Raw genomic sequence first — 23,336 nt, 5'->3', positions numbered from 1 at the left:
AGAGGACAGAAATAACCTGAAGAAGCGGAGCGTTCGCCTGAAAGCTTTCTGAAAGAAAGCTGCATCGGAAGCATACGCTTATCCCCGGATTTTTCCCGATGGAAAATAGAAATAAAAAAAACTGGGGATAACAGCGATCGGAAGGTTGTTCTGTCATCGAAGTGGCAAGTGTAAATATTCTTTTGTTCAATTTATATAGATGGCAATGAACGGTTTCAGAGGAATGGGGAGGATGAAATGATGGGCAGGATCACAGATCGGAAGGCGCAAAGGCGGCAGTACAAAGGAGGGCTTATGCGTTCCTTGCTAATGCTGCTGGTGTTCCTGTTGGTGGGGTCCGGGGTGATTCGTTTACTGGGTGTCCCACACGCTTCTGCCGAGGGGCTGCAAAACCATGAGCTGTCTGTGCAAAAGCAACTGGATGGTCTATTGCCGCCTGTGGGCAGCGCCTTGGTTGAAGCGGGACAAGGCAAGCTGGCAGAAGCCACGAAGGACGTCGCCGAATTCCGGCAACTGTGGGATAGTGCCAGCACGTTGGAGCCTGAGCAGAACGCAGATCAGGTTGACACGGCCGTAAGTAGTGTAAGCGATGCCTTGTCCAAAGCGGAACAGGCACTGTCTGGCAATGATTCTGATGCAGCCAAGAAAGCACTGGCCGATCTGGCCCGTGCGACCAATCAGTATATTGAGGCGTTTCAGGGTGCGGAAGAGAGCCGAAAAGCTATTGCCGGACGCACGTAAAAGCTTGAGTGCAATGGAACAGGGTGACTGGACACAGGCAGAGCTTGCCTATAAACGGATCGTTACAGCCTGGAAAAGTACTGAAGCTCCGATCCGTCAGGATCATTTTGGTGTATACAGCCAGTTGGAGAAAGACATCAGCCTGGTTCGTATATCCATGCAGGCGGAGCCGCGCAAGGAAGAGCAGGCAACAGAGCGTATGCAGGATCTAGTTACGTTGCTCACAGACTATAGTGCGGGGACGCTCAAGGAAGGGGAAGTTGAGGATGCGGCGGCATCGTCAGGTGCTTCTTCATTGTCCGACCTGCTGAAATTGTTGGAGCAAATACAGCAGCAAATTCAGGCGGGGGACACCACTTCTGCTGCAACGGGGTTGGAGCAGTTCATTGTGGCCTGGCCTTTGGTTGAAGGTCAGGTGCAGATATCATCTCCGGCCTCATATACGGCCATTGAGAATGAAATGGCGGAAGCATCCGGATACGTCGTCTCGAACCCGCCAAACACGGCGAAGGCAGCCGAGGTTGTATCCCGAATGATCAATCGTCTGGAGCCGTTAACGGCTACCACCTCATATACGGCATGGGATTCGGCTTTGATCCTGCTTCGTGAGGGATTGGAGGCTATTCTGGTACTGGCTGCATTGTTAGCTTATGCCAAGAAGAGTGGAGAGACTGCGGCCCGGCGCTGGATCTGGGCTGGAGCAGGTAGTGGTCTGCTGCTCAGTGCGGCGCTGGCCATTGTACTGTCGCTGACCCTGGCTGTGGCATCTTCGGGAAGCACACGGGAGATGATTGAGGGGTATACAGGGCTTGCAGCGGTTGTACTGATGTTGACGGTTGGACAATGGATGCATAGCAAATCGAATACCCGCTCCTGGAATAGCTATGTACAGCGACAGGTAGGCGGTGCACTGGCCCGGGGCAGTCTGTGGTCACTCTTCGCTGTGGCGGGTCTCGCTATATTGCGTGAAGGTGCGGAGACTGCAATCTTTTATATCGGTATGGCGCCTGCAATTGAGACATCGCAGATGTTGATTGGTATGGGGGCAGCGTTGCTCATCCTGATTATATTGGCAGTGACGATCATTCAGTTCAGTGTACGTCTGCCTGTACGTTGGTTCTTCCTGACCGCTACGCTGCTGATTTATTATCTGGTCTTTCGATTCCTTGGTGAGAGCATTCATTCCCTTCAAGTCTCGGCAACGCTTGGTGCGCATGTCGCACCGAGTCTGCCGACGATTGGCTGGCTTGGCATGTATCCGACATGGGAGACATTCATCCCACAATTCGTTGTGCTGATTTTGATGATCTTCAATCTGATTCGTACGGAGGTACGTTCAGCGAAAGGAGCAGCCAGGGCATCCGTGTAACACGGAGCTGCAGATCCAGATTAGATCGACTGCGTCCTACTTGCGCCATATCATGAGTACACCATACAAAGGGCAACTATAATTTCCTATAGAAAAAGCCGTATCCATCACGATCCATTCGACGTGAAAGATACGGCTTTTTGTTTTTAAGGGTTCAATGAGATCCGTTAAACGGTCTGCGGGTTGGCCCTCACAAGCGCGGGAGTAGACTCCCGTATGATCGGTTTGGTTACGATATGTGAGACCTGATATGGCTGTGACGGATTGTTAATCCGGGATAATAGCATCTCCGCAGCCTTGATGCCCATTTCGTTACTGTAAATATGAACAGTCGTTAATGCAGGCTCAATAATTCGGGATTCAGGCGCGTTATCAAATCCGCATATGACAATATCCTGTGGTACGGTAACATTCCTCATTCTCAACGCCCTGATCAACTCAACTGCGATAAAGTCGTTGGCGCATACGTACGCATCAGGCAGTGACTTCAGTTCTGCCACTCGCTCGTTCATCCAACCGGGCTTCGAGAAGAACAGGCGGTCATCATCCACAATGCATTGGGATAGATCGACCTGCAACCCCGCTTCCAGCATGGCCCGGTGATATCCTACCCAACGTTCATTGAAGCTTTTGCAATGATTGTAATCCCCGGCAAATCCAATATCTTTACAGCCGCTATCAATTAATTGTCGGGTTAATTGATATGTGCTGTGCTCGTTCTCCATCAACAGTAAGTCTGCGTGGAATTCCGGATAACATACGTTGGAAGCGCAGTCGATAAAGATCGTGGGAATTCCAAGATCAGTAATAAGCTGAGTATAGTTCAAGTCGAATAACTCAATGCAGATGATGCCGTCCACGTTGGAAATATCAAAATTGTTGGGAAGTGTAAGCGAATCCTGATCGATCTCACGCACGATGTGGATGGAAAGATTGTACCCCTCTGCGCTGATTCTTTTCTCCAGACCACTGATCAACAACGAACCAAAGTGGGATGTATTGGGCAGATTTTCTGTTAACAGGGCAATATTGCCAGGGGTCTTGGTTACAACATACTCACTTTCCATATAAGCGAACTGTTTATATTTAAGTTCAATTGCTTTTTTAATTACACGATTACGTGTCTCATCAGGGATATTTCCGCTATCATTCAAGGCTTTGGAAGCCGTATTCCGAGAAATGCCCAAGGCATCCGCGATGTCCTGAATCGTGACTTTTTCTTTTGCCATTTAGTGCTTCACCTCTAATGATCAAATGGTCGTCCGCATTCTTATCTAAGTCAAATGTATAATAGATCGGAACAAATAGCAATCTCAATTTTACATATGCACAATTTACTTTACATTTTTAAGTCGGATGATGCAGGTCTTTTATGTAGTCAGAAATCCCATTACAAATGATGATCAAGACGAAATGTCCTACTAACTATAACGATAAACGCAAATTAAAGAGGCTTGAATAAACGTTATATATGCAATTTAGTACACACTCAGAACTCAGTAAATATGCAAAATGTTATCAAATGCACAATTATTTTTTACATAATGTATTGACTAATGCCTAGATTACCTGCTAAATTGTAAATTATTAAATGAGCAATTGTAAATATTGAAAGCCCTTACTGCAAACAATTGTCAACTTCAGGAATGAACGGAGGTCATGTGTTGGATAACACGGTGGATACCCAAAAGGGTAAAGGAAGGGCGTTGAAAGAAAGGACAGCAACCGGCCATAGGATGCAGCAGTTCAAAAAGAATTATTTTTTGTATTTGTTACTCGCGCCAGCTCTGGTCCTGACCCTTATCTTCAAATACATCCCGATGTACGGAGCCATTATCGCATTTAAGGATTTTAGTCCGATTAAAGGCATCATGGGCAGTGAATGGGTAGGCTTGAAGCATTTTGAGAAGTTTTTGGCTTCGCCTAATTTTGACGTCATTTTTATGAATACGCTTAAACTCAGCTTTTTTGGATTGATATTCAGCTTTCCGGTACCCATTTTGCTTGCTCTCATGCTGAATCAGGTACGTAAAGCCGGTGTGAAGAAAAATATTCAATTGTTTCTGTATGCCCCGAACTTCATATCGGTTGTTGTCGTTGTGGGTATGCTGTTCATCTTTCTATCCCCAACAGGGCCGGTTAACCAATTCGCTACTTGGATTACCGGTCAACCGATCATGTTCATGTCCGAGCCTGAATATTTCCGCTGGATATACATTTTGTCGGATATCTGGACCGGAGCGGGCTGGGCTTCCATCATCTATGTCGCCGCTTTGGCTAATGTCGATCCGGAGCTTCACAATGCGGCCAATCTGGATGGAGCGAATCTCATTCAGCGTATTCGCCACATCGATCTTCCGACGATTCGTCCGATTATGGCCATCGTATTTATTCTTGCCGCTGGTGGGATCATGTCCATTGGATTTGAGAAAGCCTACCTAATGCAGACGTCCATGAACTTGCCTTCCTCCGAGATCATTGCCACGTATGTCTACAAGGTGGGCTTGCAGTCCGGAGATTACGCATACTCTGCGGCGGTCGGATTGTTCAACTCGGTCATCAATGTGATATTGCTGGTTACGGTGAATCTGATCGTGAAGAAATTAAATGAAGGCGAAGGCCTCTATTAGGAAAGGAGTGTTACCCATGGTAGTCAAACATACGGGACTGGATCGTCTGATCCTCGCACTGAACGCGATCTTTCTTACCTGTGCTGTACTGGTTGTGGTTGTCCCCTTGATTTATATCGTTGTGGCCTCATTCATGGACCCGACCGTGCTGCTAAATCGCGGGCTGTCCTTCAATGTATCGGACTGGAGTCTGGATGGATATCAGATGATTTTGTCCAATCCGGCCATGATTCGAGGGTTTGCGAATGCGGTGCTGTACTCGGTTTCCTTTGCACTCGTGACGGTGACCGTCTCGATATTTGCAGGCTATGCACTGTCTGACGAAAGGCTGGCAGGGCGAGGGTTTTTCATGATTATATTTATCATTACGATGTTCTTCGGTGGCGGATTGATCCCTACCTATCTGCTTGTTCGCAATCTCGGCATGCTGGACACGGTGTGGGCCATTATTATTCCAGGTGCAGTCAACGTCTGGAACATCATTCTCTCCAGAACCTTTTTCAAAGGCGTACCGCGAGAACTGAAAGAAGCAGCCAATGTGGATGGCGCCTCCGAGATGAAGATTTTTTTCCAAATCGTTATTCCGTTGTCCAAACCCATTATTTTTGTACTCGCATTGTACGCGTTTGTAGGGCAGTGGAATTCCTATTTTGACGCCATGATCTATCTGGATAATCCCAACCTCCATCCGTTACAGCTCGTACTGCGCTCCATTCTGATTCAGAATCAGGCTGCACCAGGCATGATCAGTGATCAGCTTGCGATGGCGGAACTGAAACGGCTTTCAGAAATGATCAAATATTCAGCCATTGTCATTTCGAGTCTGCCACTCATCATCATGTATCCGTTCTTTCAGAAATATTTCGAAAAAGGTGTCATGGTAGGTTCACTCAAATAGTGAGCAGCCCTGAAATACAGCCAAGTTTCGTCCCAACACAATCCACGGAGGTCATTATCATGAAAAAAGTGAATAAGTCCAGAAAAGCCGCTACAACGGCATCCATCTCCATGCTGTCTGCCATGCTCCTGCTCTCGGCATGTGGTGGGGGTGGAGGTGGTGCAGCTAGTGAAGCCCAGTCCCCTAATGGCAAAGTGACATTGAATTTTATAACACAGAGTTCTCCGCTGGCCCCCGCTGATCCGAACGAGAAGTTGATTAACAAGAGACTTGAAGAGAAGACCAATGTGCATATCAACTGGAAGAACTATACGAGTGATGTGTTTGCGGAAAAAAGAAACCTGGCGGTAGCCAGTGGTGATTTGCCGGATGCCATTTTTGACGCAGGTTATGGAGATTATGATCTTCTGAAACTCGCGAAGGATGGAGCCATCATTCCACTGGAGGACATGATTGAGCAATACATGCCGAACCTGCAAAAGGTGCTGGAGGAAGCTCCTGAATACAAGAGCATGATTACGGCTCCAGACGGACATATTTATTCCTTTCCCTGGATTGAGGAGCTCGGAAGTGGCAAGCAGCGCATACAGGCGGTGGATGACTTGCCTTGGATCAACGTGGAGTGGCTGAACAAGCTTGGACTGAAGATGCCAACGACAACCGAAGAACTGAAACAAGTGCTGATTGCGTTCAAAACCCAGGACCCCAACGGCAATGGCAAGGCCGACGAAATTCCGTTGTCCTTCATTAACAAGCCGGGCGGAGAAGATCTGACCTTTTTATTTGCGGCATTTGGACTCGGGGAGAACTGGGACCACACCGTGGTAACCAACGATGGAAAAGTGGTCTTTACGGCAGCGGATGAAGGCTACAAGGAAGCGGTCAAATACATTCACGAACTGGTTCAGGAAGGTCTTGTGGATGTGGAAGCGTATCAGCAGGATTGGAATACGTATCTGGCCAAGGGTAAAGACAACAAATATGGCATGTACTTCACTTGGGATAAGGCCAACATTACAGGTATGAATGATACCTATGGTATTCTGCCTCCGGTTGCCGGGCCCAATGGAGAGATTAATGTTGCACGTACGAATGGTATAGGTCTCGACCGGGGACGCATGGTTGTTACGAGCAGCAATAAAAATCTGGAATCCACAGCGAAGTGGGTGGACCAATTGTACGATCCGCTCCAATCCGTGCAGAACAACTGGGGAACTTATGGCGATGAGACGCAGCAGAATATTTTTGAATTGGATGAAGCCAAAGGCATGCTGAAGCATCTTCCACTGGAAGGCGCGGCACCTGTTGAGCTCAGACAGAAAACGAGCATTGCAGGACCGCTCGCCATTCTCGACAGTTACTATGACAAATACACAACCAAACCGGAAGATGCTGCATGGCGTATGGAACTGCTCGATAAATATATGGTTCCACACATGAAAGCAGAAAACGTCTATCCAAGCGTATTCTTCTCGATTGATGAACTCGACCGCCTCTCCACCATTGAGACCGATCTGTTCGCCTATGTGCTGCGTATGCGCACGGAATGGTATCAGAATGGAAAGATCGATCAGGAGTGGGATGCTTATCTGAAAGAGCTGGATCGTCTTGGACTGCAAGAATGGCTTCAGATTAAACAAGCGGGATATGACCGCAATACTAAATAAAACAAACTGGATGAGGAGACTATGCATTCTGCCATACATAGCATCAGATTGCGGAATGAAGCAAAGTCTCCTCTTCAACGGTTTGATCCAAAGGAGTAAACCATAATGTCTACAATCTCAACATCCGATTACCGGGGAGTCTATCACTTCTCACCTAAGGAGAAGTGGATGAATGACCCCAATGGCATGGTGTTTTTCAAAGGCGAGTACCACTTGTTCTACCAGCATCATCCGTTTGGCACAACATGGGGACCTATGCATTGGGGACACGCGGTAACCAGGGACTTGGTTACTTGGGAAGAGCTACCTATAGCTTTGGCGCCGGATGAACATGGCATGATATTCTCCGGCAGCGCTGTGGTGGATTGGAACAATACGTCCGGATTCTTTGATGGTGAGCCAGGACTGGTGGCTATTTTCACCCATCATCAGGAGGTAGCAGACCATGATCCGGTTCAGCGACAAAGCCTCGCTTATAGCAAGGACAGCGGCAGAACATGGATTAAGTACGAGGGCAATCCGGTACTGGAGCATGAGTCGTTCGTGGATTTCCGTGATCCCAAAGTTTTCTGGCATGAGCAGACCAAAGAATGGATTATGATTATTGCCTGTGGTCAAACGGTATGTCTGTACCATTCTCCCGATCTGAAGGATTGGACTCTGGGCAGTGAGTTCGGCGCAGGAATCGGTTCGCATGATGGTGTCTGGGAGTGTCCTGATCTGTTCCCGCTGGCTGTGGATGGAGATACGAGTCAGGAGAAATGGGTAATGCTCGTCAGCATTGGTGCAGATCCAGCCTTCAAGGAAGGCTCTAGAACGCAGTACTTCACTGGAGATTTTAATGGCACTACATTTGTTCCTGATGAAGCTTCCCATACCGTTCGTTGGCTTGATTATGGTCGGGATAACTACGCAGGGGTCAGTTGGTCCGACATTCCGGCAGAAGACGGCCGACGCCTGTTTATGGGGTGGATGAGTAACTGGATGTATGCCAACCAGACGCCAACCGAAGACTACCGCGGCGCGATGACTATTGCGAGAGAGCTGACATTGGAGACAAGGGACGGAAAAGTCGTGCTGATTCAGCAACCAGCGCGCGAGTTGGAACAGTTCCGCACGTCAGTGTTATCCCTACAGGATGCTTCCATCAGCCAGGTGAGTGAGCAGTTGGACACCTTGCGCCTTGTAAACTATGAGATTCATGCGGAATGGGCTTCTGATCAATCTGTCCAGTTTGCATTACGAAGTGGCATGGACTACGTAACGCTCGTAGGTGTGGATGCTAACCGGAATGAAGTGTATATCGATCGAAGTCGATCAGGCGTCGGCAGTTTCCATGAACATTTCCTGGGTCGCCATGGAGCTGAATTGAAAGCAGACGACGGCAAACAACATCTGCGTATCTTTGTGGATTACTCATCTGTAGAGGTATTTGCCAATGACGGACAGGGGGTTATTACCGATCTGATCTATCCAGATGCGGGTTCCAAGGGAATCTCTGTGCAGTCCGGAAACAAGGATTTAGTATTTTCTTCGCTTCATATCTACGAACTATCCCCCATCCAAACTGAAGGTCAATCGGAATGAGCACGGGGGGACAGTAAGATGCGTATAGGAGCCATAGAAGCGGGTGGAACGAAGTTTGTATGTGGTGTCGGTAACGAGCACGGGGAAATTGAAGGTCGGTGCAGCTTTCCAACGGAACATCCGGAGATCACACTGGCGAAGGTCATCGACTATTTTAGGGACAAAGGAGTGACGGCGATCGGGATCGGCTCCTTTGGTCCGATTGATCTGCAACCGGATAGCCCTACCTATGGTTATATTACGACAACGCCCAAGCCAGGGTGGGAAAACTGTAATGTTATTGGATCATTGAAGCGCGAATTCCCGGTTCCCTTCGGATGGGATACGGATGTGAATGCAGCGGCCCTTGGAGAAGTCGCTTGGGGAGCAGCACAGGGACTGGACAACTGTGTGTATTATACGATCGGCACAGGTGTTGGAATTGGACTTGTAGCGGGAGGTAAACGTGTGCATGGATTGCTGCACCCAGAGGGTGGACACATCCGGACGAGACGGCACCCAGAGGATCATTTTGCCGGATTATGTCCGTATCATGGCGATTGCCTCGAAGGGATGGCTGCGGGGCCAGCCATTCAAGCCCGCTGGCAGAGCCCTGGTAGCGAGCTGCCTGCAGACCACCCGGCATGGGAGATCGAATCCTTTTACATCGCGGAGTCCATCACGACGGCCATTCTGCTTCATTCTCCACAAAAGGTCATCCTGGGCGGTGGTGTGATGCAGCAAAATCATCTGTTTCCCATGATCCGAGAGCAGGTCGCACGGAACCTGAACGGGTATGTGAATGCAGCCCCAATAACGCAACATATCAATCAATATATTGTCCAGCCGGGGTTGGGCCAGCACGCAGGACTATGCGGTGCTCTCGCATTGGGTTTAGAGGCACTGGAACGTGTCACGTCAGCTTCATAGTGTTTGATCCCCATTGAGATGTCCCAGAAGGGACGGATGCAGGTTCACTTATTTTGCTAAGAGACTGCACCGTCCTTTGTGGGATTTTTTGTCTCATCTAATACTACGAAAAGAGGGAATGCTCATGAAATTTATGTTCCGAACCATCGGTTGTGTTCTATTATCTTGTTTCCTTGGATCTTCTGCTGCTGGGGCCTATTCCACAGCAGCTGTTATGGAGACAAATGCCTCGCAAAGGAGGGAGCAGACCTCCGAGGGCTCAGTGAAACAACACGAGGAGGCGGTTCATATGTTAACCAAAGTGTCCAAGGCAGCAACAAATTTGTCGGATTGGACATTGCAGGGCAAAGGCAGTATGGAAGACACGGATGAGGGACTACGTCTGGCTTCCGATGCCGGGGAGAATGTGATGGCCATATCGGCCACACGAGCCGATAATTTTATCTATGAAGCGGATTTGATGATTCAGGATATGAAAGCGGATACAAGCCTTGTTTTTCGATCCAATGATACAGGCTGGTCTTCATATATGCTGCAAGTGGTCCCCCAGGCTGGTGTAATCCGTCTAAGAGATGCAAGTGGACAGCCGGGAACGTTAAATGTAGAACATAAAGCAAACCTGGAATCTGGAGGCATCTATCATCTGAAGGTCAAAGCGGACGGGGAGCGCCTTCAGGTCTATTGGGATAATCGGTATGACCCGATGATTGATGTGAAAGACAGTGCGTACTCGACAGGAAAATTGGGGCTGCACGTTTGGGATGGGTCTGCTTTGTTCCAGAATGTGCAGGTTAGCATCATGAATGGCAACATGGGCAAACCGATTAGCAGCGTAGGTGAATGGCAGCCGGATTTGAAGGGCTATAGAGGGAAAGGAAACGCTCAGGGAAAAGGAAGAGTTATTTACGAGAAAGCGGCGTCTGATTTTGTATATGAAGGAAATATATCTCTGGCTAATGCAAGTACCTCAGCAGCGCTGTTATTCAGGGCGAGTACAGATGGAGCGAGGGGATATGAAGCAGCCCTGATCAGGGAAGGTGAAGAAGTTCGGGTGCAGCTTCGAAAAACGGACGGAACCGTGCTCGCCAGCTCGAATCGCAAGGTTCCAAGTCAACCGGGTGCGAGGCATCACATTGAAGTTATAGCCTCAGGCAGCTTAATTCAGGTTTATGTGGATGGATACACCCCTGCCGCTGTTGAGGTCACAGATAAAAGCTACGCTAATGGAAATATCGGACTAGTCGTTCAACAAGGCATGGCTTATTTTCAGGATATCTATGTGACGGAGGAGTCGGTGTACTACAAGGAGAACTATCGTCCCCAGTACCATTATTCTCCGATTCGGGGATCGGCAAGTGATCCGAACGGGTTAGTCTATTATGAAGGAGAATATCATCTGTTTCATCAGGATGGAGGCACCTGGGCTCATGCAGTCAGTTCTGATCTCACAAATTGGAAGCGTTTACCTATTGCCTTGCCTTGGAATGATCAGGGACATGTATGGTCGGGATCAGCGATTGCTGATCTGAATAATGCATCGGGTCTGTTCACGGATTCGGGTGGAAAAGGTCTGATTGCGTACTACACATCCTATCATCCGGATAGACCTGGTGGTAATCAACGCATCGGCCTTGCTTACAGCACCGATCAAGGACGGAACTGGCAATACGCTGAAGATCGTCCCATTGTCATTGAGAACCCTGGCAAGAATGGTGATGATCCGGGAAGCTGGGATTTCCGCGATCCGAAGGTCGCCCGGGATGAAGATCATAACCGCTGGATAATGGTCGTGTCTGGCGGGGATCACATTCGGTTCTTTACTTCAACGAATCTGCTCGATTGGACCTTAACCGATAACTTCGGATATGGCGAGTACGTTCGTGGTGGTGTATGGGAGTGTCCCGATCTCATCCAGCTGCCTGTAGATGGAACGGGTCAACGTAAGTGGGTGCTTATGATTAGTACAGGAGCCAATCCGAAGACCCAAGGCTCTGATGCGGAATATTTTGTAGGCGAGCTGACAGCTGAAGGGGAATTCCTGAACGATCATCCGGTTGGGCAGGTGTTGAGAACGGACTTTGGTAAAGAGTTCTACGCATCGATGTCCTTTGCAAATATGCCCGATCAACGGAAAGTGATGCTTGCATGGATGACGAACTGGGATTATCCGTTTGAATTCCCAACCTCCTCTTGGAAAGGGCAACTGACCATACCGAGAGAAGTCTCCCTTCGAACCACGGATGAAGGAGTGCGTTTGGTACAAACACCAATCACTGAGCTCCAAACGCTGCGGCATAACCTGTATAGTGTACAACAAATGATGATTGGACCAAAATCAAAAAATCCGCTGGATGGCCTAACGGCGGGGGCGTATGAAATTGAAGCTGAAGTGGAAATTCCGGCTAATAGCCCTGTAACCGAGTTTGGTTTTCAACTGCGTCAAAGAGAAGGGCAGAAAACCACAGTAGGATACAAGGTGGATCAGCAGAACATGTACGTGGATCGCACCGGCTCTGGTGACGTGAGCTTCTCCGACTTATTCACCAAGGTCCATGAGGCTCCGTTACAACCGGAAAATCAAAAGGTGAAGCTACGTATATTTGTCGATGAATCCTCTGTTGAGGTCTTTGGCGATGATGGCAAGGTTGTCTTCTCGGATGTCATTTTTCCAGATCCGGCGGGAAGAGCAATGGCTTTTTATAGCCTTGGTGGGGAAGTGAAGGTGAGCTCCATGAAGGTGTACGCCTTAGATAACATTTGGAGAAAGAGCACGTCCTCTAAGTCTCAGGTTATTGCAGATTTGCAAAGAAGAACGGCGAATGTTGGGCAGACGCAAACGCTGTACGCCACGGTGGAAAGTAGACCAGGGAAAGGTGCCGCTCAACCGTTAAAATGGAAGGTAAATAATCCTAAAGTGGCGCAAATCGTTCATGCTGATAAAACGAAAGCGACCGTTCGAGCCGTGGGTGCAGGCGAAGCTGTAGTAACGGCATCGACGGCAGATGGCAAAGCTTTTGCCGAAATACCGTTTACAGTATCCAGTGGCACATTCCACACCAACTTGTCTGGTTGGAAGTCGGATAAATCAACTACCGAGTGGCTTGTTGCCAAACAAGGCATACAGGGCAACTATAGTGGAGATACACAGTATATCGCACAGGAAACGGCAGGCGATTTTCAATATGATGCTGATCTGACGCTAGGTACTCAGGGGGGAGCGGGGTCTATTGTATTCCGTGCAAGCGAGGATGGTCGAAGCGGCTACTACTTGAATATTGACCCGAATCTGAAGTCCATCCGATTATTTTATAAAGTTAATGGGAAATTCGAAAATCGGCAGGTGCTTGCTCAAATCCCGAAATTCATCCGTAAGGATCATACGTATCACATCAAAATTCAGGCGGATGGTCCGCAAATTCAGATTGATGTGGACGGAGAACGAATCATAGATCTTCAGGATGGAACGTTTGCCGAAGGACATTTCGGTGTTCATGTATTTGGTGGAAGTGCCTCCTTTCATAATGTGAATGCAATCCATACGAAGACAGCAGATCTGGAGCAGGTGATGATTCGTAACGCAGGACGTCCCGTTGTGATGGACGCCGTTCCATCTGAAGGAGGAGAAGTGATAAAGGTTGCTGACGAGGCAGAGAATGCAAGTAGAAGTTTCAAATGGGTGCTTGTACCGACAGGCGATGATTCCGGCTCATACTCCATTCGAACCTTGAGCGGAATGTCTCTGGATTGGGATGTAGGACAGAATCGCATCCAACTCTACTCGTACCTTGGTTATGCGAATCAACGCTGGAATATTTCAAAAAATGAGGACGGGACAACGCGCATTACAAGTGCACATAACGGGCACGCACTCGGCGTATCTGAGGATGGATCAGAGCTGATAATAGGTGTGCCTCATCAAGAGAGCGAGTATCAAAGATGGGTTTTTAAGCAACAATAATAGGGAAAAGGGATATAGGTATCGTCAAGCATGCTCACTTTGAAAACGTACGAATTGTTTTCACTAGTTTTATACCTATCGTTCGCTTTTATGTGTTATTTTCATGTTAACTATATCTTTTGGGTTGCCTAAAATCGTAGATATATGTATAATCAATCGTGTTAACACGTCGAACGTACGGTAGTAAATGATGTGGGTGAGTTCATGGAACTGCTGGACAGCAATGAGAGCAAGAAGAAGATGTGCCAGTATTATAACGAAATTTCGAAGGAACTGTTCGGCTTTGGGACCACTCTCCTGAGAGTGACCATTGATCAGAACATCGTGACCTTCTACGCGAAGCACCGCCGTTCACCGCGCTCTGACGCCCTGGAAGGGGAGGCCCCCGGCTTGAAGCTGGAAGTGGACTTCCGTATGTCTGTCTTGTATAAGAAGAAATTCAGGGAGAAGTTGGAGCAGCACATGGGTTTGCCAATCGAAGCTGTATTACGGGATTATGATGCGTCCACGCAGTGGGCCATTACGAATGTGATTTTGGAACAAGCATAGGATGGATTGACAGGTTCGATTCATGCGTTGCGCACGGTTCTAGTCCATGATTCGGATTCCGAACAATTTCATATGATGGCGTCTGCCTTCGGATTGATTCTGGAGCAGAAACCGATGATGTACCGGCAGCGGGTGTCGCTTTCCTTTGTTTACGAAGAAAAGTGTTCTTGTTTATACAAGAATGCTTTTCTTTTTGTTTTTTTTAAGTTGAACTATATAAGCCCAACTAACAAAGATTTACACTGGCACTCCGATGACAGAACAACCTTCCGATCGCTGTTATTCCCAGATTTCTTTAATTTCATTTAGATAAGGTGAAATCCGGGAATAGGCGTATGCTTCCGATGTAGCTTTCTTTCAGAAAGCTTTCAGGCGAACGCTTCGCTTCTTCAGGTTTTTTCTGTCCTCTACGTTATTGTGTAAAATTTTAGTTGAGAATATCAAGCTAGTTCAACTTAATGGTTTGGGTTGTTAAAAATCACACATATCAGGGGGAATCAGGATCATGATGAAGAAGTGGATTAGCGGTTTGGCGGCAGTGGCAATGACATCGGTATTACTTGCAGGATGCGGCAGCAGTATAGAGGACGCTACAGGCGGATCAGGAAGCGGAGGCACGGCGTCAACCAAGCTCGTCATCTCCACTTGGGGGTTCTCGGAAGATTTCTTCAATGAAGAAGTATTTGGTCCTTTTGAAAAAGAACATAATGTAGACATCGTACTTGAAGTGGGTAACAACGCTGAGCGTTTGAATAAAATCCGCCAAGGTACATCCAATGTCGATGTAATCTACTTGTCTGATTACTATGCACAGCAAGGCATTGACGAAGGTTTGTTTGAGAAAATTGACCGCTCCAAAATTCCGAATGTGAACGATATTTATGATATTGCCAAAGCACCGCTTGGCGAAGATTACGGCCCGGCCTACACGGTTGGACAGCTCGGAATCGCTTATAACCCGGACCTTGTTTCCAAAGAAGTCACTTCATGGGCGGATCTGTGGGACCCGGCGTTTGCCAATAATCTGACGATTCCAAACATTACGGCAACAGCAGGCCCAATGGTATTGGATGCTGCTTCCCGCGTAGCTGGAAACGATACGTTTAATGAAGATGCAGCATTTGCGGAACTGAAAAAATTAAGCGGCAACGTGGTTAAATTCTACACGCAAACTTCCGAGTTCGTGAACATGTTCTCCCAGGAAGAGATTGCTGGCGGACCGATTATGGAAATGTACTTCAAGGATCTGAAAGCGGCAGTGCCGAATGCGAAGTTTGTTACACCTAGCGAAGGTGCATATGCAGTTATGAATACGATCAACGTCGTGAAAGGCAGCAAGAACAAAGAACTCGCTGAAGAATTCATCAACTGGCAGCTAAGCCAGGATGTACAAGCCAAATCCGCCAAAGCCAAAGTGGATTCCCCGGTAAATACCAAAGTTGAATTGAGTGCCGAAGAAGCTGAAGGCGTAACGTATGGCGCAGACGTGGTTGGCAAGCTGAACAAGCTGGATATGGAATTTGTGAATCAACAGGCCAAAGCATGGACAGATCGTTGGAACCGTGAGATTGCACAATAAGCGTAATCAACGTTTGAACGATAAGGTTGATCCGCAGTAATGATATCGATTGTGCTCGACAAATAACATTTGCAGCAAGCAATCATTTAACGGCAGAGGAGTTGGGAATGCATGAGTGAAACAGGAAATCGCATCATTCTGGATGTGGATACTGGTATTGATGACGCGCTGGCGATCTTGCTGGCCGTCAAGAGTCGGAAGCTGGACATTCTCGGAATTACCACGGTCTGTGGGAACGTATCGCTCCAGCAGGCAACGGATAACACATGCAAAATACTCGAGTTGGTGGGAGCACCCTCCATTCCGGTCATTGCCGGAGCGGCTGGCCCACTCACACGCAAGTCTCATTATGAGCACCGGGTTCACGGACAAGACGGATTGGGTGGTGCGCTGCCTGATCCGGCCGTATCCAAGCAGGCGGATGAAGGCTTTGCCCCGGACTTTATCATTGAACAGGCGAAGTTATACCCAGGCGAATTGACACTGATTATGACCGCGCCGTTGACGAATTTGGCGTTGGCTCTGATGAAGTGTCCTGAACTGCCTACATTATTGAAGGAAGTCATCTTCATGGGTGGCGTCGTTCGTGGACATGGCAATGTTACACCTACTGCGGAGTACAACACGTACGCCGATCCCGAAGCCGCACGCATTGTACTGCATGCAGGTTTCGAGAAGCTCACGCAGGTTGGCTTGGATGTTACCCGTCAAACGCTGCTGAATGAAGAAGCCATCGGACGATTGACTGATCCTGTGCTTCGCGATTATGTGGCACAGAGCACGGAGATTTACATCAATCGTTACGAAGAAATGAACGGCATCCGAGCTTGTGCTCTGCATGATCCACTGGCAGTGGGCGTCGCACTTGCCCCGGAACTGGTTGGACGCAAATCATATTACGTCGATGTCGAGACAGCCAGCCGCCTGTGTGATGGCCAGATGGTGTGTGACTTCCAAAACCGTCTGGGCGAACAGCCCAATACATTGGTATGCGAAACGGTAGACGCCGAAGCTTTCCTTGAACTGTTTATCAACGCGTTAAATGCGTAGCTATGACCGTTAAATTCATTTTTTTACACGAGAACGAAGTGACAGAAGAAAGCTGGAGAAGCGAAGCGCTCGCCTTTATCCCCGGATTTTACCCTTTAATTAAAGGATCGAAAAAATCTGGGGATAACAGCGATCGAAAGATTCTTCTGGCACGGAGTGAGATAGTGTAAAGTTGTGATTTTAACATGTGAATATAAACCATTTTATAAGTCAGGAGTACCGCGATGAAGAAATCAGTATACTGGCTATTGCTGCCAGGATTCATATTTTTGGCGGCATTTATGATCATTCCGATTGTCCTGACGATCGGATCGACATTTTTTCAGGAAAACTCCTTCACGTTTGAAGGATACATGCATTTTTTCAGAGACCCTTACTTTTTGAAAATATTGCTTACGACGCTGCAAGTCAGCGTGGTCACCACCATCGTCTGCGTGGTGCTCGGATTCCCGACAGCTTATTATATTTCACGGAAAGCGCCGCGCCGCAAAGGCATTCTGCTCGCGTTGGCCATCTTCCCGCTGCTAACAAGCCCGGTTGTGCGCTCGTTTAGCTGGATGATTATTCTCGGACGCAAAGGGCTAATCAACAACGCCCTCGTTGGACTGGGGATCGTGGACAAGCCGCTGGATATTCTGTATACGCCGGCTGCCATGATGATCGGTTTGACCCATCTGTTCCTGCCACTCATGATCATTTCCCTGGTCGGTGTGCTTGAGAACATTGATGGTGATCTGCTCAAGGCGGCACAGAGCCTGGGTGCATCACGCTTCACGGCATTCCGCCGAGTGGTGTTCCCGCTGGCTGTGCCAGGGCTTGTGATCGGAGCCGTACTTGTTTTTGTCGGAAGCCTGACGGCTTATACGACGCCTGCACTTTTGGGAGGCAAACAGCGCGTCATTGCGACGTTCCTCTATCAGAACGCTATGACCCTGAACGACTGGTATCTGGCCTCGGTCGTTGCTGCGATTATGATTGTCATTACATTTGTCGTGGTCGGTGTCATGAACAAAATGGCCAAAACTTTAAATCCGAAGGGGTAGACATATGCGGGAGAAACATATCGGGCTGGGCCTGTTCAGTCTGCTGGTCTTTATCTTTCTGCTGGGCCCGCTTCTGATCATCTCGGTGACTTCGTTTGAACCGGGGACGGTACTCAAATTTCCGCCGGAGGGCTTCTCTCTCCGCTGGTACGAAAATATTTTTAACACAGGCGGTTTCCTTCGCACGTTCCAGACGTCCATCATCATTTCCCTGCTGGGAAATTTGCTGGCGCTGTTGCTCGGGGTTCCGGCTGCGTATGCACTTAGTCGTTACGATTTCAAAGGCAAGTCGGTGCTGAATGCATTGTTCCTGTCCCCGGTACTCATTCCGGGAATCGTGCTTGGTTTTACTTTGATGAAATACCTGATCGTGATCTATCACCTGCCGATGTATCTGGGTCTGCTGATTGGTCACACCATTATCATGCTGCCATTTATCATTCGCGTTATCGCATCGAGTCTGTCGAGCTTTGACTTTGCAGTGGAAGAAGCGGCCCTGAGTCTCGGCGCGGGACGGGTTAGAACGTTCTTCCAGATCGTGCTGCCCAACATTCGTTCCGGTATTCTCGCGGCGGTGCTGATTGCGTTTCTGGAATCGTTCAACAACGTGGACATTTCCGTGTTTATGACCGGACCGGGGGTAAGCACATTGCCCATTCAGATGCTGACCTATGTTGAAAATTATTTTGACCCAACCATTGCAGCTATTTCCGTACTGTTGATGGTATTGACTGGACTTTTAATGTTCGTGATCGAACGGATCATGGGCGGATTCTCATACTTTACTAAACGTTAATTGGAGGCGCAGAACGCTATGGCATTGCTGACATTGGATCGCGTATCGGTGGCTTACGATAACCAGACGATCCTGAAGGATTTTCAATTGGAGCTGGAAAAAGGTAAGCTGCTCTCCCTGCTCGGACCGAGCGGTTGCGGCAAAACAACTACGCTGCGCCTCATCGCCGGATTCCTGGAAGCAACACAGGGCAAGTTTATGTTCGGCGGCAAGGATTATACGAAGGTTCCGGCGAACAAACGGAATTTCGGATTTGTATTTCAGAGTTATGCGCTATTCCCGCATCTGTCTGTCTATGACAACGTGGCCTTCGGCCTGCGGATGCGCAAGGTGAAAGACAAGGATATCTCATCACGTGTGATGCGCATCCTTGAGGTGGTTAACCTGAACGGGTTTGAGAAACGTTTTCCAACAGAACTGTCTGGTGGTCAGCGTCAACGTGTGGCAATTGCCCGCGCACTGGTTATTGAACCGGATTTGCTATTGTTCGATGAACCACTCAGTAACCTGGATGCCAACCTGAGACTCAATATGCGGGTGGAGATTCGCCGCATTCAGCAGGAACTGGGCATTACGACGCTTTATGTCTCTCATGATCAGGAGGAGTGCTTCTCCATCTCCGATCAGGTAGCGATTATGAACAAAGGCGTTGTCGAGCAGCTCGACCGCCCGGAGACGATTTTTAAATACCCGGCCACGGAATTTGTAGCCCAATTTATCGGTTTCCACAATTTCATTGAATTCGCAGAGCGCAGTGATGCAGGAGAGGTGATCACGCTGAAAGCGGGTGGTCGTTTGTTCACCGCAACTGCGCATCCCGGAACGGCACGTCCCGGTGCACGCAAAGGTGCGATTCGCCCGGATGATTTGATGGTTAGCGGAGATACCTCTGGAGACATGGCTAATGCTTTGCCAGGGATTATAAAAGTAAGCACATACCTTGGACGCAGCTATCAGTACGTCATCGAGACAGAACTTGGCGACTTCACAGCCAATCAGGAGATGGAGACACCTTATCTCAGCGGACAGCGTGTGAATCTGATTTTCCCGCAGGATAAGCTTGTCCTTGTGGAATAGCAGCAGGAAGCAGAAGCAGTAAAAGAGGCATTTTATCAGTTGAATCCAGAGTAGTATGGCTACTTGTAAACTACCGCTCTGGATCGCTGTAAAATGCTCATGAAGAAGGAGATTATGCCCCATGCGTGCAGATCAACTAATTAAGAATGTACATGTGTATAACAGTTATTATAAACGATTCGAAATGAACAACGTGGCTGTACTGGACGGCAGATTCATGTATGTTGGGTCAGGCGGACCGGAAATGATTGAAGCCGATGAAGTGATTGATGCACGGGGACGTTACATGATTCCGGGCCTTATTGATATTCATCTGCACATCGAGAGTACGATGGTGACACCAGCCACCTTTTCCCATGGCCTGATCCGTTGCGGGGTAACGTCCATTGTGGCGGAACCGCATGAGATGGCGAATGTGTTTGGTTTGGAAGGTGTGCAGGAGATGATGTCGGCCAGTCGCGAGACAACCGTAGACATGTTCTACGCCATCCCAAGCTCCGTTCCGGCGACACCAATGGAGACAACGGGCGGTTCAATCGAAATCGAAGACATGGATGTGCTGCTCGCTACTGGAGAGATCATCTGTCTGGGTGAGATCATGAACTATGTGGACGTCATCCGGGACCCGGAATGCAAGACCAACCAGATCCTCCAGCATATTCGCCAGAACTATCCCGATCTTGTGATCGAAGGTCATACACCGAAACTGCTTGGGCTGGATCTGCACCGACTGATCTATGCGGGCGTGGATTCCGATCATACCCATCAGAGTATTGAAGGCTTGCAGGCGCGAATTGCGGCAGGCATGTTTATAGAAATTCAGGAAAAATCGATGACGCCAGAAGTTATGGAGTACCTGATTCAGCATGATGTTGCACAGCATTTCTGCTTTGTAACGGACGATGTTATGCCTGATTCGCTGGTGGAACGGGGACATTTGGATCATATCGTGCGTAAAGCCATTCGGATGGGTATGCGCCCTGAAGATGCAATTTACGCAGCAACCTCGACCCCTGCATCCCGAATGAAAATGACTGATCGCGGTAGCATTGCCCCAGGCAAAGTGGCGGATTATGTGCTGCTGTCCAACTTAGATACACTTGCAGTAGAGCAAGTATACAAAAATGGCCGTAAAGCTTATGACGACTACGAACCGTACAAGCAAGACCGGATCAGTGGGCAGTTTCCACCTCACTTTTACAAGAGCGTGCAGTTGGATCTGCTGGGAACCGAGGATTTTGCAATTCGTTTGTCTGATCCGAAGGTGAGTGGGAAAAGTGAAGCATCTGACTCAGACGCGCAGTTATCTGAAAATGGTCTAAACAACTGCCGGGTTATGATGGTGAAGGACGGTTCAACCTTTGTGGAAGAGCATATTGCACAGGTTCAGGCTGCGAATGGTGAACTGCTCTGGGAAGAGAGTGAATATGGACAGATTGCGACCTTTGAGCGTTATGGTGTGAACGGTAACCGGGCACATGGTTTGATTGGTGGAGACACGATCAAGCGTGGGGCCATTGCGACAACGTATTCCCATGATAACCACAACCTTTTGGTCGTAGGTCGCAATCGTGAAGATATGATCTTGGCAGCTAACACGGTAATTTCGAGCCAGGGTGGATTCTGTGTGGTGGAAGACGGTAAAGTGTTGTCTCATCTCGAACTCCCTGTGGGTGGTATTTTGACGGAGGAACCGCTGGCGGTAGTGTCCCACCAAGTGAAAAAACTGCGTGCAGCGATGTTGTCTCTTGGTTATGTGCACTATAACCCGATTATGTCGATAAGTACTCATTCCCTTGCGGTAAGTCCAGCTCTGAAAATTACGGATCACGGCCTGATTGATGTGAATGCAGGCAAGGTTGTACCGTTGATCGTGGAGTGATGTAGCATAACAAACGATCCTCTCCTTTTGCCACGATGAGTGGTGTAGTAGGGGATCGTTTCTGTCTGAAAATATGAGAAGTTTTGGATGAATTAAGTTCCCAAGTTCAACTCTTTTTTCTGTATCGGTGCTTCTCTGCATGCCCTAGTAAGTATAGGAATGCGAAGGCAGGTATTCTCATAATTGAGGTATGACCAAACAATCCAAAATCATCACTTTGTTTAGTGATTAATAGTGATGAAGTTGTTTTGTCATTCTTTGACCATTCTACAATTGCTTCAGTTTCCTTAAGACGAGAGTCTTCGCGATATTTTACTTCCATTAAGATTTTAAAGCTAGGCATCATAAGGACAATATCAATTTCCTTCTGCGTGCTAGAATCTCGGTAGTATCCAACTCGAGGATTGAAGTTATAGTAAAAAGTACTAATATGTTTGTATACCGCAGATTCTACAATTTTCCCCATTTGATCAGGATCTTGAAGGACTTCTTCGCCTTTAACAAGGACTGCATTACGGATCGCTGGATCGGCTAAATATACCTTCGGTTTCGAGTTCAAAAGTTTTTTTCCAGTCATTTGTACCGGGTAGCTCAAGTAAATAAGATTTGCTAATTCCAAGAGTGCCATGTACTTTACAACTGTCGGTCGTGTAATACCCATATTACTAGCTATTGTAGTTGCTTCCATTATATCACCAGTAGTCATGCACAAATATAGAAATATTCTCTCTAACTCATCGATATTTCTAACATTGAATAAGGAGACCATATCTCTTTTTAATACTTTATCCACTACATCTTCTCGAATGATTCTTTGTGCATAACTTATGTCGTCAGTCCGAGCAATCTCTGGGAATCCTCCAATCAAAAGATAGCGATGAAAGTGTTTTTCTATTGGCTCCAAATCTTTCATAAGTTGTTCTAGTTCAACTGATGTCAAAGAATTCAAAGATGTCGGACCCAAGGTTTCGTTAATGGATGGAACTGGAATTTCTCTGATTTCAAGATATTCATAAAATGAAAGAGTTGGTATCCTAATCTGAGTCCACCTTCCAACACCACTCTCGGGCATCTTCTCACTTAAAATAGGACTCGCTGATCCTGTAGCCATTACACGGTAAGTAGGGAAAGTGTCGTAAATGGTTTTCAACCATCCATTCCATTCATGTGCATATTGAATTTCATCTAAGAAGAGATATATATTTTCATCGACAGCAACATTATTAATAAAAATTTTTAAAATTTTGTCTATTTCAGACATCTTTAAAATAGGGTGATCAAAAGAAACATATAACAAATTCTTTTTAGGCACACCTGCTTCTAATGCATCATGGATCGTTTGATACATAATAGTTGATTTCCCTACACGGCGTGGACCAGTTAGAATGACATGACGACGAATCTCTGTGTGTTCGAAGCTTTGCTTTGCATCATAATACGCAAAACGTTTAGTTGGTTTAGCAAAATCGTCTTGAACTTTCCCTGACTCCCACCATTTATTAAAACCCCTGAGTACTTGTAATATGCTCTCTTCGGTTATCAGATCTTTCAACTATATTCACCAACCTTCATTTAGTATAATTATATTATACAGTATTTAC

17 protein-coding genes are annotated in these 23,336 nt (G+C 47.6%); 15 read left to right on the top strand and 2 right to left on the bottom strand.

Annotated elements, in window-relative coordinates; genetic code table 11:
- The first annotated feature begins 237 nt into the window (after positions 1-237).
- Entirely contained in the window at positions 238-741 is a 504-nt protein-coding gene (locus P364_RS38640) for a hypothetical protein (RefSeq protein WP_328285975.1), read from the top strand.
- A complete protein-coding gene (locus P364_RS35635; RefSeq protein ID WP_328285974.1) occupies positions 701-2,110 on the top strand; it encodes an FTR1 family iron permease in 1,410 nt (469 codons plus the stop codon). The genes P364_RS38640 and P364_RS35635 overlap by 41 nt, the downstream gene beginning before the upstream one ends.
- A gap of 167 nt (positions 2,111-2,277) precedes the next feature.
- Here P364_RS35635 and P364_RS0125450 read toward each other — a convergent pair whose 3' ends face one another.
- Complete coding sequence (locus tag P364_RS0125450; RefSeq protein WP_024632862.1) at positions 2,278-3,339, bottom strand: LacI family DNA-binding transcriptional regulator; 1,062 nt, start codon at positions 3,337-3,339, stop codon at positions 2,278-2,280.
- A 507-nt stretch (positions 3,340-3,846) separates the two neighbouring features.
- Here P364_RS0125450 and P364_RS0125445 point away from each other — a divergent pair.
- From P364_RS0125445 to P364_RS0125385, 13 genes are all read left to right on the top strand, one after another.
- Entirely contained in the window at positions 3,847-4,740 is an 894-nt protein-coding gene (locus tag P364_RS0125445; protein WP_236642143.1) for an ABC transporter permease, read from the top strand.
- 16 nt (positions 4,741-4,756) lie between these two features.
- On the top strand, positions 4,757-5,638 hold the full coding sequence (locus P364_RS0125440) for a carbohydrate ABC transporter permease (protein WP_024632860.1): 882 nt from the start codon (positions 4,757-4,759) through the stop codon (positions 5,636-5,638).
- A 59-nt stretch (positions 5,639-5,697) separates the two neighbouring features.
- On the top strand, positions 5,698-7,305 hold the full coding sequence (locus tag P364_RS0125435; protein ID WP_024632859.1) for an ABC transporter substrate-binding protein: 1,608 nt from the start codon (positions 5,698-5,700) through the stop codon (positions 7,303-7,305).
- 105 nt (positions 7,306-7,410) lie between these two features.
- Complete coding sequence (locus P364_RS0125430) at positions 7,411-8,892, top strand: glycoside hydrolase family 32 protein (protein WP_024632858.1); 1,482 nt, start codon at positions 7,411-7,413, stop codon at positions 8,890-8,892.
- A gap of 18 nt (positions 8,893-8,910) precedes the next feature.
- Positions 8,911-9,801: an ROK family protein gene (locus P364_RS0125425; protein WP_024632857.1), complete on the top strand. Its 891-nt coding sequence runs from the start codon at positions 8,911-8,913 to the stop codon at positions 9,799-9,801.
- Positions 9,802-10,090: 289 nt separating this feature from the next.
- Complete coding sequence (locus tag P364_RS0125420) at positions 10,091-13,759, top strand: GH32 C-terminal domain-containing protein (RefSeq protein ID WP_024632856.1); 3,669 nt, start codon at positions 10,091-10,093, stop codon at positions 13,757-13,759.
- A gap of 204 nt (positions 13,760-13,963) precedes the next feature.
- Positions 13,964-14,308 (top strand): Na-translocating system protein MpsC family protein, encoded by a 345-nt coding sequence (locus tag P364_RS0125415; protein WP_024632855.1) that lies wholly within the window; start codon positions 13,964-13,966, stop codon positions 14,306-14,308.
- A 508-nt stretch (positions 14,309-14,816) separates the two neighbouring features.
- Positions 14,817-15,887 (top strand): ABC transporter substrate-binding protein, encoded by a 1,071-nt coding sequence (locus P364_RS0125410; protein WP_024632854.1) that lies wholly within the window; start codon positions 14,817-14,819, stop codon positions 15,885-15,887.
- Positions 15,888-15,998: 111 nt separating this feature from the next.
- Positions 15,999-16,937, top strand: a complete 939-nt coding sequence (locus tag P364_RS0125405; protein WP_024632853.1) for a nucleoside hydrolase — start codon at positions 15,999-16,001, stop codon at positions 16,935-16,937.
- 224 nt (positions 16,938-17,161) lie between these two features.
- Complete coding sequence (locus P364_RS0125400) at positions 17,162-17,980, top strand: ABC transporter permease (RefSeq protein ID WP_024632852.1); 819 nt, start codon at positions 17,162-17,164, stop codon at positions 17,978-17,980.
- A gap of 4 nt (positions 17,981-17,984) precedes the next feature.
- Complete coding sequence (locus tag P364_RS0125395) at positions 17,985-18,776, top strand: ABC transporter permease (protein WP_024632851.1); 792 nt, start codon at positions 17,985-17,987, stop codon at positions 18,774-18,776.
- Positions 18,777-18,794: 18 nt separating this feature from the next.
- Positions 18,795-19,853: an ABC transporter ATP-binding protein gene (locus P364_RS0125390; protein ID WP_024632850.1), complete on the top strand. Its 1,059-nt coding sequence runs from the start codon at positions 18,795-18,797 to the stop codon at positions 19,851-19,853.
- 121 nt (positions 19,854-19,974) lie between these two features.
- Complete coding sequence (locus P364_RS0125385; RefSeq protein ID WP_024632849.1) at positions 19,975-21,735, top strand: adenine deaminase; 1,761 nt, start codon at positions 19,975-19,977, stop codon at positions 21,733-21,735.
- Between the two features lie 106 nt (positions 21,736-21,841).
- Here P364_RS0125385 and P364_RS0125380 read toward each other — a convergent pair whose 3' ends face one another.
- Positions 21,842-23,287, bottom strand: coding sequence for an ATP-binding protein (locus P364_RS0125380; RefSeq protein WP_192271479.1), 1,446 nt, complete (start codon positions 23,285-23,287; stop codon positions 21,842-21,844).
- Positions 23,288-23,336 lie beyond the last annotated feature (49 nt).

It is taken from the genome of Paenibacillus sp. MAEPY2 (assembly GCF_000499205.1).
In the GTDB taxonomy this organism is placed as follows: Bacteria; Bacillota; Bacilli; order Paenibacillales; family Paenibacillaceae; genus Paenibacillus; species Paenibacillus vandeheii.
Note: the sequence above shows the minus strand (reverse complement) of the source record. Positions and strands in the feature narration are given on the sequence as shown.